The following is a 14,705-nucleotide window of genomic DNA, read 5'->3' as shown; positions in this document are numbered from 1 at the left end:
ATTTATATATAGATGGTGTTTTAGACACAACTAAAACCATGACCTCTCCTACTCCAAACGGAGCAGCTTTTGCAATTGGAGCAATTTATGTAAGTAAATCTAATATACAAGACTTCTTTAAAGGAGACATCGATGAAATACGTATATGGGACACAGCTCTTACCACAAATCAATTACGCTATGTAATGAACCAAGAGTTAGAAAAGGCAGTAACCGTTGTAAACGGAGCAGTAGTACCAAATACCATTACTAAAAATGAAATAGAAGTTGTTAATTGGACTAATCTTTTAGCCTACTATAACATGAACTCCTATATAGGAACACATTTAAATGATGTTTCTGGAAATGGAAACAGAGGAAGCTTAACCGATCCAGATCAGTTTACTTTAGAATACCAATCGTCTCCTTTACCATACAGCTCTCTAGCAGATGGCAACTGGGACACAGCTACAACTTGGCAGAATGGAGGAGAACAATACATCCCAGGATCTCCTTCAATAGTAGACCCAAACATTACTGTAGATTGGAATATAATTAGAACCAATCATAATATAACTATGGATAATACTTCAAGTCTTCCTAGTACAAATAAAGATGTAAGAACTGTATTAAGTTTAATGATCGATACTAATGAGGTTGAAATTATTGGAGATAATGCTACAGATACAGGAAATGCTTTAACAGTAACACATTATTTAAGTATTGATGGAAAATTAGATTTAGAAGGAGAATCGCAATTAATACAAACAACAGGAAGTGATTTTAACCCAGCTAGCTCTGGAACACTAGAAAGAGATCAGCAAGGTACTCAAGATTTATTTACCTATAATTATTGGTCTTCTCCAGTGGGCGTGAGTAATACAACTACAAATAATAATAGCTATACAGTACCCGATATTTTTAATGACGGAACAAACCCAGCAGCCCCAGGACCTATAAACTTTCTTACTACCGGTTACGATGGTACATTATCACCTTTAGGAATAGCAGATTTCTGGATTTGGAAATATAGTAATGATGCCACAAGTTACTACAACTGGCAACACGTAAGAAGTACTGGAACCTTACTAGCTGGAGAAGGGTTTTCTATGAAAGGGGTTAATAATACTAATGGAAATGTTGCATTAGAACAAAACTACACCTTAGAAGGAAAACCTAACAACGGAGATATAACACTTCCAATAACAGCAGGAAATTCTTACTTAGTTGGTAACCCTTATGCTTCGGCCATAGATGCACACCAGTTTATTCTGGATAACGCACCAGTTATTGAAAACGCAGGAGCAACCTCAGGAACACTATACTTCTGGGAACACTGGGGAGGTGGTACACATGTTACCGCAGAATACCAAGGAGGTTATGCAACCTACAATTTATCAGGAGGAGTACCAGCAGCTACGCTTGGAAACAATACATTAGGAAGCGGAGGTACACCTACTAAATTACCAGGACGTTACATTGCAGTAGCACAAGGTTTCTTTGTAGGTGGAGAAGCAACGGGAAATATTGTATTCAATAACGGACAACGAGCATTTCAAAAAGAAGATATAACAAACTCTATTTTTGTTAAAAACACAGCTAACAACATAACAACCACTAGTGGAGATGAAAGATTAAAGATTCGTCTTGGCTTCAGTTCTGTAAATGAACTAAACAGACAATTACTAGTAACAGTAGATACTAATGCTAGTTTAGGTTTAGATTATGGCTATGATGGAGAACATACAGAAACACAAATGGACGATATGTATTGGATGATGAATGATAAAAAATACGTAATACAAGGTATAAATACTATTGAAGACTCTACAATACTACCTATAGGTGTTCATACAAACACTACAGGCATAAACACTTTTAAAGTAGATGAATTAATTAATGCGCCTAATGATCTTGAAATCTATATATACGATACAGTAACAGAATTATATCATGATGTAAAAACTAATGATTTCTCTATAAATTTAGAAGCAGGAGAATATCTAGATCGTTTCGAGTTACGCTTCTCTAATGACAATGTACTAAGCGTAGAAGATGTTGAAATTAATAATGATATACTATTTTACTTTGCAAATAACAATAAAACTATAGTTATTGAAAATCCTAAGTTAGAAAATATAAAATCTGTTGAATTATTTAATGTATTAGGTCAATCTATTATAAAAATTAAAAACGAGACTAGACCTCAAGAGTATATTGAATTTGAAACTGCAGGAATAAGCACAGGAAATTACATCTTAGAGCTTAAAACTGAGACAGGTAAATTATCAAAAAAAGTGCTGATTGAGTAGTTAATTGTAGCCTCAAATCTATAATACAACAACAGTAACTTTCTAAATCCCAAAACTTTATGTTTTGGGATTTTTTATTCTCAAAAACTTTAACATAAAAAAATTAAAGACTAACGTAAGCAAATTGTAGTGTATTCGTCTTAAATAGGGTAAACGCTTTAAACATAAAAAGTTAGAGTATAACATAAAAAAGCACTAGGCCACGTGTTTTTTCTAAAACTCTCTTTAAAACCTCAATAGATAGGTTTAAAAGAAAGTAATTAACCCAAAAATTTGCTACCATGAAAAAAATTACTCCTACGGGTATAATGACTACTTATGCCCAAAAATTACTGCTTATTTTAATTTTAACACTACTATCCAATAGCATACAGGCACAAAATTCCTCTGTAGAAATCTCTGTAAACTGGCCTAATTGGTCCTCAGAAAACAGAGCCGAAATATATGACCCAAGTGGTGTTTTAATAGCTACTATCGATAATGGATTTACCGGAGGTATCAACAACTCTTTTTCTACAACACTAGACCTAGGATGCCTAGCAAATGGCACAAATTATTCTGTTATTATGTTAGACAATTTTGGTGATGGATGGAATGGCTTTTCTTCAAATATTACTATACAATCGGCAGGAATAACGGTCTTATCTAATTCAGGCAATTCAGCTTCACCAAACGGAGTAACATTAAGTTTTAACGTATTTGGAAACGATTGCAATAATACGCCTAATCCAGAAAGCACAGAAGGACCAGGAGGCATCACTACAAATATTGGTTTATGGCTAAAAGCAGATCAAGGTGCAGGTACAAATGATGGGGAAGCGGTTTCCTTATGGAGCGATCAAGCAAATAACAACGATGCAACTGTAAATGTTCCTGGCCAAGAACCGACCTATAGAGACAACCCAAATTTTAATGTTAATTTTAATCCTGTAGTCGATTTTGAAAACAATCCTTCAACAGCTGGATTAGATTTTTCATACACAGATACAGATAGAAATGAAATGCAAGGTGCAGCAGGATATTATTCAGACGATATTTACCTTGTTATTATTCCAGACACTAATACGACTTCAACAACACCAAGTATGGATATTTTTTGTTCAGATTCTAACACTTCAGAACAAGAAACTGATGGCACTGGAATTGGATTAGGTCGCTATTCCATAAGGTTTGAAAATGAAGTATTAGCCTACGCACACGGCACAACCCCAAACGGGTCTACACCTGTAAATGGTAGAGGTTATGGAGTAGCACAAACAAGTAGCATTATTAATTACGATAATGTAGGGATTATAAATGCCAGACATAATAACAACAATACTAGATATCAACTATTATATAACAGTGAAAACGTAGTTAATACACAAGTAGGCGTACCACAATTTGGCACTATAGATAATGGAAAATACTGGCTAGGGAGAAGTGAAGGGTTTAATGGTAGTCTAGACGGTCGCATACTTGAAGTTATTTCGTTTACAGCAAGAAATAATCAAGCAAATCGAAATAAAATTGAGTCTTATTTAGCCATTAAATATGGCATTACACTTGGAGTTAATGGAGTAAGTCAAGATTATGTAGACTCTAACGGAACTACAATTTGGAATGCCTCTGCAAATACAGGATATAATTTTGATATTGCAGGAATAGGGCGAGATGATAATTCTTTATTAAACCAAAAACAATCCAGAAGCGTTAATAATAGTGCAATAGTCTCTTTATCCCTAACAAACACAGAGTTAACTAATAGTTTAAATACCGAAGAGTTTACTACAAATAACAATTTTTTAATGTGGGGAAATAATGGTTTAGACACCAACGCATCTGCAAGCTCTATAGTAGTAAATTTAGGGCCAGCAACAGTTACCACAGTTACCGACATGATGAATAGAAGCTGGAAAATAACAGAAACGCCTTCTAGTGACATTGGCGAAGTAGAAGTTTCTGTTTTCGATACAGACTTTGCTGGATTACCTCCTTTAGTTGGTAATGATGCCTATGTTATGATTGTTGCTAACGATGAAAACTTTACTCAAGATGTAAAAACAATTTTTATGGACCCTAGCTCATTTAATGGTTTAGCAACAAGAGAAGGTCTATTCGATTTTCATGACACTCAATATTTCACTTTTGGAGTTGCACATGAAGAAATTAGAACAAGACACTTAGGGTTTGATGGTGTAGACAACTTTACATTAATTGGAGATAAATTAGATTTAGCAGGACGTTTTACAGTCTCTGCATGGGTAAAGCCAGAGGGTTCAAATGCTGCGAACTCTAACAAAACTATAGTCGCTAAAAGCAACGGAATTGAAGGCTATAAATTATTCCTTACAGATAATAATAAGGTTAGTTTTGCCGTAGGCAATACAGCCTTAGATAAAATTGAATCTAACACAACATTACCCAATAATATTTGGCATCATGTTGCTGCTACTTACGATGGAGTTACTGTAAAACTGTATATAGACGGCATACTAGACAACACTTCAACAATGATAGCTTCAACAGCCAATAGTTCTCAGTTTGCTATTGGAGCGCTATATGTAGATAACAGTAATATAAGCAATCACTTTAAAGGAGATTTAGATGAAATACGTATTTGGGACGAAGCACTTTCTTTAAACCAATTACGCTACATTATGAATCAGGAAATTATTAGAAATGGAGATAAAGTAAATGGCGTTATTATACCTAACACAATAACAAAAAACGAGATAGAAACAGTAGATTGGTCCAATCTTTTAGCTTACTACTCAATGAATTCCTACATAGGAACCCACCTAAATGATGTTTCTGGTAACGGAAATAGAGGGAGTTTAGCAAATCCAAACCAATTTACTTTAGAGTTTCAATCCTCTCCTCTACCTTATAAAACTGCCACTAATGGAGATTGGAACAACAACACTACATGGCAAAATGGAACAGACCAATACATTCCAGGTTCGGCTTCTATAGTAAACCCCAATATTACAATAGACTGGAATATTGTTAAAACAGAAAACAATATTACATTAAGTAATAATAATTTACCTATTTCTAATAGAGATAATAGAACCCTTTTAGCCTTATCTATAGAAAATGCACAACTAACAGTTAACGGAAGTAATGATACAGATACAGGAAACGGCTTAACAATTACACATTATTTAAATATTGATGGTAAATTAGATTTACAAGGCGAATCTCAATTAATACAAACAGTTGGAAGCGACTTCGATGCCAATAGCTCTGGAACATTAGAACGTGACCAACAAGGCACTCAAGACTTATATACATATAATTATTGGGGCTCTCCAGTAGGAACTAGTAACATAATAAGTAATAATAACGAGTACACAGTAGCAACGGTTTTAAAAGATGGAACAGACCCTAATAATGTTATAGATATTAATTTTACAGGCTTAGGGTTCGATGGTAGTAATGGTTCGCCAATAACCATAGCAGACTTCTGGTTATTTAAATACAGCAACCAAAGCGGTAGCTTCTACGATTGGCAACAAATAAGAAGTACAGGAACAGTACTTGCAGGTGAAGGTTTTACCATGAAAGGCGTAAACAATACAGAAGGCAATGTTGCTTTAGAGCAGAATTATACTTTTGAAGGCAAACCAAATAACGGAGATATTACACTACCTATTACAGCAGATAATGAATACCTTGTTGGAAACCCATACGCATCTGCATTAGACGCCAATAAGTTTATTATAGACAACGCAGCTACAATTACAGGAACAGGTGCAACAAATGGAACATTATACTTCTGGGAACACTGGGGAGGTGGATCTCACGTTACGGCAGAATACCAAGGTGGTTATGCAACATATAATTTATCTGGTGCTGTACCTGCAGCTGCATTAGGAGTTAATACATTAGGAAGCGGAGGTACTCCCACAAAATTACCAGGTCGTTACATTCCCGTAGGTCAAGGCTTTTTTGTAAGTGGAGAAGCTACAGGACATATTGTTTTTAACAATGGACAACGTGCTTTTCAAAAAGAAAATGGAAGTTCTATATTTATAAAAAACAATTCTAACCTAACAAATAATACGACTCCAGAAATAGATAATAGATTAAAAATTAGATTAGGACTAAACTCTGTAAATACTATACGTAGACAAATATTAATTACTGCAGACGAAAATGCAACGGTAGGAATGGATTATGGATATGATGCAGAAAATGTAGAATCTCAAATAGACGATATGTTCTGGATGATTGATGATATTAAATTATCTATTCAAGGAATAAATGTCATTAATGAAAACACCATCCTACCACTTGGACTACATACCAGCGCAGATGGAGATAACACTTTTAAAATTGATGCCTTAGAAAATGTACCTGAAGACTTAAACATTTACTTATATGATTCTGAAACAGAAGTCTATCATGATTTAAGAGCAGGACATATAACTTTAAATATTTCTGCAGGGGATTATTTTGATCGTTTTGAATTACGTTTTAAAAACAATGAGGAGGTTATTACATTAAGTATAGATGATTTTGAAATTGAAGAAACTGGGATACAATTCTATTTTGAAAATAGCTCTAATAGCATTGTTATTAATAATCCTGAACTAAAATTTATTACCTTTGTTAAGTTATACGATATAACAGGACAAAGCGTTCTAGAATTTAACACTATAGAATTGCAAAACTTTGTAAAACTTAAAACAAACGCGATAGCTACTGGAAATTATATCTTAGAAATTATAACCACAGACAACAGACTATCGAAAAAAGTGTTAATTGAATAACAGTTTCGTTTTAAGTTAAAAAGAAACCCCAAGAATTACTCTTGGGGTTTTTATTTATGTAGCGTTTAACCAGCTTCCTACTTATTTAATAAAAATAAATGATTAAGTTTACCATATATTTCTATTAGAAAAAGCAATCATTTTCAAAAAACAGATTACATGTCTAAGTTACTTCAAGCATTCGACTCCTACAATGAATTTGAACGCACTTCGTTTTTTACACTATTATACAATGAGCTATCATCTATACTAACCTTAAAAACACCTTTAGAAGAATCTAAAAAAAATATAGCTAAAGTTCTAGATCTTATAAGCCTAGACACAAATAATTACGAATTAGTCTTTAAAGCATGGAATACAGAAGATTCTAGCAATGCAGATTATAGTAAAGATTTTCCTTTCCAAATGCTTTATAAAAGCAATACTAAAAAGTGCTTAATATGGATTACTCTGGAAAATGATATGCTAGATGTAGAGTTCCTTTATGATTGTAAAGACCTTGAACTAGAACAATGGATTATAAACACAAACCATAAGTTAAGACAAACTTTTGGCCTCTCTAAAAAATCGACATTTAAAGTATTAATTAAATCTCATTCTCATTTTGACACTGAAGATGTTAGAACAGAAAACATAGATTTAGACATAAAAAGTAACTATAATGATGATTTTGCAAACACGCATAACACGATTTCTGAAGCAATACAATCTAAACAATCTGGGCTAATACTACTACATGGTATTCCTGGAACAGGCAAAACAACATACATAAAGAGTTTAATTAGTAATCACAATAATTTAAATTTCATTTTTATCCAGAATGAATTTGTAAATAATCTTCTAGATCCCGATTTTATTTCGTTCTTATTACAACAGCGAAACGCTATACTCATTATTGAAGATGCCGAAAAAGTACTAACATCCAAAGAGCAGTCTAATCAAAACTCTGTAGTGTCTACCATTTTACAATTAACCGATGGTTTGTTTAGCGACTATCTAAACATTAAAGTTATTTGCACTTTTAATACCAGTTTATCTAAAATAGATACAGCATTAATGCGTAAAGGAAGACTAATTGCTATGTATGAGTTTAAAACACTTACGCTAGAAAAAACAAACAACTTGTTAACCGCTTTAAAACTTAAAAATACAGATAAAGGACTTACTATTTCTGATATTTACAACTATACAGACACTAACTATAATAACTTAGAGCGTAATAAAATTGGGTTTTAAAATAACAGATTATAACACAATCGGCAATTAACTATATTCTAAGATTACAAATAAAACCATACAATGCTACAACCTAAAAAAATATTAATATTATTTACGCTACTAATAAGCACTGGTGTATTAGCATGTATAAACGAGTATAGAACATTATTAACAGGGGAGGTTATCTACACCCATCCAATGAATGGAAAAGTATGGACTCAGAAAATTGATACAGTTAAATTACGAGAAAAGTCCAATAAACTTTTATTACAATACAAAACTACAGATTCACTAGAATACTTATCTGATTACGCAGCGTCTTTAATTTACTTAAAAGACTACAACAAAGCTAAAACTATTTATGAAGAGATAGAGGAAAAACAGCCTAACCTTTACACTACAGCATCTAATCTCGGAACTATTTACGAATTAATAGGGAAGCCTAAACAAGCACTAAAATGGATAAAAAAATCCATAAAACTAAATCCAGATTCTCATAAAGGCTCTGAGTGGATTCATATAAAAATTTTAGAGTTTAAAATTAGCAACTCTAACGATTACAGAAAGTCAATACTAGAACTAGATTTCAGTGATGAAGCTATTCCAGTAAATCGCAATTATTACGACTTAAAGGAATTATCCTATCATATTTGGCATCAATTAAGAGAACGTTCTAATTTTGTAAAACCTGAAAATAAAATTGTTGGTAATATTTATTTCGACCTTGGCAATATTTTAGCTCAAACTAATGATGTGCAAGCCGCATTAGAAAGTTACAATGCCGCTAAAGAATATGGTTTTTCATCTCCATTAATGGAAAAAAGAATAATAGCTTTTAAAAAACTTGCTAAAAAAACCGAGTCATATAAAGATGTTAAAAAATTACAGAAAACTGTAGAACAGAACTTTTGGACGACATTATGCATTATTTTTATTGCTTTCATCTTATTCGTATTCCTTGCTATAAAAGCTTATAATAAAATATTAAAAAAGAAAAATCCTAAAACATAATGTTTTAGGATTTTTTATTTTATAATACAAAACGCCTACTTTAAGACTTCACAGCACTTATTAAATCCTCTAAAGTCACTTTAGATTGTTCTCCTAAGTTCATATTCTTTAAAGTGTACACATTAGCATTCATTTCTTGCTCACCTACTAAAACCACAAAAGGAATTTCACGCTTATTAGCATAATTCATTTGTTTTTTCATTTTAGCAGCATCAGGATATAACTCAGCATTAACACCAGCTTCTCTTAAAGCCTTCACCGCTTTTAAACTAAACAACGCTTCTTTATCTCCAAAGTTTATAAAAATAACCTCAGTACTTTTAGTAATCGTTTCTGGAAATAAGTTTAATTTATCTAATACAATTGCTATACGATCTAAACCGAAACTAATACCAACACCACTTACATCTTTAAGTCCAAAAATACCGGTTAAGTCATCGTAACGACCACCGCCTCCTATAGAGCCCATTTTTACACCTTCTGGAGCGGATACTTCAAAAATAGCACCTGTATAGTAATTTAAACCACGCGCTAAAGTAACATCTAGTTGTAACGTTGCCGTTTTTAAACCTAATGTTGAAATGGCGCCATTTATAAATGCTAATTCTTCAATTCCCTTTTTACCGTCTTCAGAAGTACTTAAAATCCCCTTTAAGCTTTCTATTTGCGAGCCAAACTCACCCGAAATACTAAATAAAGGCTGTAATTTATCTATACCTTCTTGCGGAATCCCTTTAATTAACATTTCTTCTTTTACCTTCTCCTCTCCTATTTTATCAAGTTTATCTAAAGCAACTGTAAAATCAATTAATTTATCACTTGCTCCTATGACTTCAGCAATACCCGATAAAATTTTACGATTATTTATTTTTATGGTTGTGCCTTTTAAGTTTAAAGCAGAAAACACATTATCATACAATTGCACAAACTCTACTTCTTGCCATAAAGACTTAGACCCCACAACATCTGCATCGCACTGAAAAAACTCTCTAAAACGCCCTTCTTGTGGTCTATCTGCTCTCCAAACTGGCTGTATTTGGTAACGCTTAAATGGAAAACTAATCTCATTTTGGTGCTGTACAACATAACGTGCAAAAGGCACTGTTAAGTCGTAACGTAATGCTTTTTCTGAAATATACTTTGTAAGTGTATTACTATTTCGTTTTGTATACTCTTCTTCTGAAATAGCCCCTTTTTTAGGGTTTAAATAATCCCCAGAATTTAAAATCTTAAAAATTAAACGATCACCTTCTTCCCCATACTTCCCCATTAATGTTGAAGAGTTCTCAAAACTTGGTGTTTCTATAGGCTGAAAACCAAACTTCTGAAATTCTGATTTTATGGTGCTAAATATATAGTTACGCTTTGCAACTTGCTCTGGGTTAAAGTCTCTTGTTCCTCTTGGTGTACCTGGTTTCTGTGCCATATTAATTCCCTTTGTAAAAAGGGATCTCTGTTTAATGTTTATCCTCTTTATTTTATTACACTTCAACTACATTCAATGTGACATTGCGTTTTGAAGTGGATTCCTGCCTGCGCAGGAATGACAAAAATAATTAATGATTATTGGTATTGCGAATCTTTTTAATAAAAAAGCATTTCAAAATATATTAATACATTGAAATGCTCTATAATTATAAACAAAACCCCTGTTTTCACAGGTATTCATTTGTTAGTTAATTAACTTGTACATATAATTATACAACTCCCCTTTTGTAATATTAGCACCTTGCTCTATGAGTTTAAACTTATCTAGTTTATCATCTTCCGAATAGTCTTTTTTAGCTTGTACAAACTCTACAGCGTCATCCATTAAGTTTTCTCTAAGCCAGTTAAACCCTTCTTTAGTGGTAACATCTTTATCATTACTAATTTTAATTCCAATAAGATGCATGTGATCATCATTTAAAGCAAATAAATGAATGCTATTAGGCGATATATGCTCTAGGTATTTAGCTTGCCCTAAAACACCTTCCCAAATTAAATCACTAAAAACATCTAATTCCATTTCTGCCATTTCTGGTTTATTGGCTTTTAGATTTGTCCACTCGTCTGCTGTAATAGATTGTGTTGCCAAAAAGTTTATAAACTCTTGGTGTAACTCTTCAAATTGTTCTTTTGTTAGTCTTGCGTATTTCATTGAAAAAAACCTTTTTTTCAATTCCCATTTTCATGGGAATTTTTTACTATATAATATATTTTTAAAACTTCTTTTACATTGAGATAAAATTAGTTCTCGATACAATTCTGATAGCAATCGGAATCACTCGAACTGACGTAATTTTTATTTAATTCACAGCATTCGCTGCTGCGAAAGGCCTATCTGTTGCTAAAACATCTATTCCTTTTTCAACCCAAGTTTTATATAATGCGTCTCCTTTAGTTTCTGCTTGCTTATCTAAATTTCCTAAAGTTCCTAAAATTGTTTTTATGCCTTTTGCATGTATTGCATTATAGAGTGTAGTATCCGATAATCGTGTACCTGTAAAGGCTAACATATTTTGAGTTGGTATTTTAGAATGTAATAACCAATCTAACTCTTTAGTATTTCTAGCTGAAACTGATAATAATAATTCTGGTGCAACGGCATAGGCTGCTTCAGCTTGTTTTAAATCGTAAGTTATAATTATAGATACATCTTCGGCTTTTACTTCTCTAATTAAATCGACAACTGCACCGACATCAACTCCTCTTTTAATATCTACAGTTAATACAACATTATTTTGTTTAGCCCAAACCAACACCTCTTTAAATAGTGGAATTTTAAATTCTGTTATTACTCCAAAGTCATCAACTAAATTAAATGCTTTTAACTCATTATAAGTATTTTCAACAACTTTCCCTTTTCCTGTTGTTGTTCTATTTATAGTATTATCATGCATTAAAACTAAAACATTGTCTTTTGTTTTAGCAACATCTATTTCGTAAATTGCTTTAATACTATCATTAACGTAAGCTAAAGTTTCTAAACAGTTTTCTGGATAACCTTTAATAGCTTTCCCTCCTCTATGTACACTTATAATTGGTTCTGCATTTGGTTTATATTTAAATGCATTAATTAAGGCAGATTGTTTTACTTGTTTGGTTTCTACTTTAGCATCTAGTACGGTGTTAGTTGTTTCTTTTTTACAAGAAATGCTAAATACTATAATAAAGAGTATTACAACATATTTTTTCATAACTAATACTAATTAAAAAAACCGTTTAGACTGTATCTAAACGGTTTTAATTTATAATTTTAATTTGAGTTTGTATTAAGCTTGTGCTGCTACAACTTCAAATGGAAAATCAACAGATACAGTTCTGTGTAAACGTATAGCGGCAGTATATTTACCTAAACGCTTTATGTTTCCACCTGCTACTGTAATGAATTTTTTGTCTATAGACTGTCCAGCTTTTTCTAAAGCTTCAGCAATATCTATGTTATTTACAGAACCAAATAATTTGTCTCCTGTTCCAACTTTAGATGCTATTTTAATTTCTAATGCTTTAAGTGCTTCTGCAACTTTATTAGCATCATCAACTATTTTTTGTTCTTTGTATGCACGTTGCTTTAAGTTTTCAGCTAACACCTTCTTTGCAGAAGCTGTTGCTAAAATAGCGTGCCCTGTAGGAATTAAAAAGTTTCTACCATAACCGTTCTTTACTGTTACAATATCGTCTTTAAATCCTAAATTTTCAACGTCTTGTTTTAATATAAGTTCCATTGTTACGGTATTTTATTTTAATAAATCTGTTACGTATGGTAATAACGCTAAGTGACGCGCTCTTTTTACTGCTACAGATACTTTTCTTTGATATTTTAATGAAGTTCCTGTTAAACGTCTTGGTAAAATTTTACCTTGCTCGTTTACAAATCTTAATAACCAGTCTGCATCTTTGTAATCTACGTACTTAATTCCAGACTTTTTGAAACGACAATACTTTTTAGTTTTGTTTGTTTCAATATTTAAAGGAGTTAAATATCTAATTTCTCCTTCTTTTTTTCCTTTCGATTGTTGTTCTATTGAAGACATAATTACGCTTTTTGTTTTAGTTTAGTTCTTCTTCTTTCAGCCCATGCTACAGCATGCTTGTCTAAAGTAACTGTTAAGTAACGCATAAAACGCTCATCACGTCTAAACTCTACTTCTAAAGGGTTAATTACAGCACCATCTACTTGATACTCGAATAAGTGATAAAATCCACTTTTTTTGTTTTGAATTGGGTAAGCTAATTTTTTTAGTCCCCAATCTTCTTTGGATATCATCTTAGCTCCTTTAGAAACAAGAAAGTCTTCGTATTTCTTTACTGTTTCCTTTATCTGTGTTTCAGATAAAACGGGATTTAAGATGAAAACAGTTTCATAATGATTCATATAAAAATCTATTTTATTGTTAAAAATGGCTGCAAAAGTAATTAATTTTATTCTATCTTACAATACTTTTTAAATAAAGTTCAGACAATTTTAAAGCATTCGGTTTTTATGTTAAAAAAATGTTAAAGAAAACACTTTGCCGATGTTTTTTGGTTTTTAACCGAATTTTTTGTAACATTGTCGATAATTAAACCCAAATATAAAACCCTTATGACTCTAAATTGTGTAGTAGTAGATGATTCGGCGATACAAAGGTTATCTATTGTAAAGCTTATAGAAAATCATAACTCGCTTAATCTTATTGCAGAGTACAGTAGTGCGCTTGAAACTAAAAATGGTTTAAATACTCAAAAAGTAGATTTAATATTTTTAGATATCGAGATGCCTGTTTTAAATGGTTTTGAGTTATTAGATGTATTAAACAATAAGCCTCAAATTATATTTGTTACAGGGAAAACGGAGTATGCTTTTAAAGCTTTTAATTATGACGCTACCGATTACTTACAAAAACCTATAACTAGAGATCGTTTTAACCAAGCTGTTGACAAAGCTCTAGAACAACATAAATTAAAATTAGACTTTAACGAAACTGAAGGTGAACATATTTTTGTAAAAAGCAACCTTAAAAAACGTAAAGTTTATGTTAAAGATATTAAGTGGATTGAAGCTTTAGGTGATTATGTTAAATTAGTTACTGAGGAAACTAGTTTAGTTGTATTATCTACAATGAAAGCTTTTGAACACGAGTTACCTGAAGGTAAATTCTTAAGAATACATAAATCTTATATAGTAAACCTAGATAAGGTAGATCGCTTTAACAGTAAAAATGTTGAAGTTGGCTCTTACGAAATTCCTTTAAGTAGAAACAAGAAGACATTACTTGTTGATGCCTTAAATAATATTTAATTTATTTGAAAAATTACTGAATACTGAAAATCCTGCTTTAACGAGTGGGATTTTTTTTGCTCTAGCCTCTAGCCTCTAGCCTCTAGCCTCTAGCCTCTAGCCTCTAGCCTCTAGCCTCTAGCCTCTAGCCTCTAGCCTCTAGCCTCTAGCCTCTAGCCTCTAGCC

At 32.2% G+C, this 14,705-nt stretch carries 11 protein-coding genes; 5 read left to right on the top strand and 6 right to left on the bottom strand.

Annotated features, from left to right (window positions below; genetic code table 11):
• The 4 genes from ACVC2P_RS20480 to ACVC2P_RS20465 all read left to right on the top strand — a co-directional run.
• Positions 1-2,291: LamG-like jellyroll fold domain-containing protein (locus tag ACVC2P_RS20480; protein ID WP_452600294.1), on the top strand; the 2,291-nt coding region annotated here is incomplete at its 5' end.
• A 281-nt stretch (positions 2,292-2,572) separates the two neighbouring features.
• Complete coding sequence (locus ACVC2P_RS20475) at positions 2,573-7,048, top strand: LamG-like jellyroll fold domain-containing protein (RefSeq protein ID WP_452600293.1); 4,476 nt, start codon at positions 2,573-2,575, stop codon at positions 7,046-7,048.
• Between the two features lie 159 nt (positions 7,049-7,207).
• Positions 7,208-8,284, top strand: coding sequence for an AAA family ATPase (locus tag ACVC2P_RS20470; RefSeq protein ID WP_452600292.1), 1,077 nt, complete (start codon positions 7,208-7,210; stop codon positions 8,282-8,284).
• A 63-nt stretch (positions 8,285-8,347) separates the two neighbouring features.
• Positions 8,348-9,277, top strand: coding sequence for a tetratricopeptide repeat protein (locus tag ACVC2P_RS20465; protein ID WP_452600291.1), 930 nt, complete (start codon positions 8,348-8,350; stop codon positions 9,275-9,277).
• Between the two features lie 40 nt (positions 9,278-9,317).
• On the opposite strand, the gene hisS is transcribed toward ACVC2P_RS20465, so the two are convergent.
• The 6 genes from hisS to rpsF form a co-directional block, all read right to left on the bottom strand.
• Positions 9,318-10,703 (bottom strand): histidine--tRNA ligase, encoded by a 1,386-nt coding sequence (hisS, locus tag ACVC2P_RS20460; RefSeq protein WP_452600290.1) that lies wholly within the window; start codon positions 10,701-10,703, stop codon positions 9,318-9,320.
• Between the two features lie 246 nt (positions 10,704-10,949).
• Complete coding sequence (locus ACVC2P_RS20455; protein WP_452600289.1) at positions 10,950-11,417, bottom strand: DUF6495 family protein; 468 nt, start codon at positions 11,415-11,417, stop codon at positions 10,950-10,952.
• Positions 11,418-11,565: 148 nt separating this feature from the next.
• Complete coding sequence (locus ACVC2P_RS20450) at positions 11,566-12,456, bottom strand: glycerophosphodiester phosphodiesterase family protein (protein ID WP_452600288.1); 891 nt, start codon at positions 12,454-12,456, stop codon at positions 11,566-11,568.
• Positions 12,457-12,531: 75 nt separating this feature from the next.
• A complete protein-coding gene (gene rplI, locus ACVC2P_RS20445) occupies positions 12,532-12,984 on the bottom strand; it encodes a 50S ribosomal protein L9 (RefSeq protein WP_452600287.1) in 453 nt (150 codons plus the stop codon).
• A gap of 12 nt (positions 12,985-12,996) precedes the next feature.
• Entirely contained in the window at positions 12,997-13,293 is a 297-nt protein-coding gene (gene rpsR / locus ACVC2P_RS20440) for a 30S ribosomal protein S18 (RefSeq protein WP_452600286.1), read from the bottom strand.
• Between the two features lie 2 nt (positions 13,294-13,295).
• Complete coding sequence (rpsF, locus tag ACVC2P_RS20435) at positions 13,296-13,634, bottom strand: 30S ribosomal protein S6 (RefSeq protein WP_452600285.1); 339 nt, start codon at positions 13,632-13,634, stop codon at positions 13,296-13,298.
• Between the two features lie 210 nt (positions 13,635-13,844).
• Between rpsF and ACVC2P_RS20430 the strand changes: the two genes are divergently transcribed.
• Positions 13,845-14,540 carry a LytR/AlgR family response regulator transcription factor gene (locus ACVC2P_RS20430; protein WP_452600284.1) on the top strand — a complete coding sequence of 232 codons (696 nt, stop codon included), beginning with the start codon at positions 13,845-13,847 and terminating at the stop codon, positions 14,538-14,540.
• Positions 14,541-14,705: the final 165 nt, after the last annotated feature.

It is taken from the genome of Pontimicrobium sp. MEBiC01747 (genome assembly GCF_053601635.1).
Note: the sequence above shows the minus strand (reverse complement) of the source record. Positions and strands in the feature narration are given on the sequence as shown.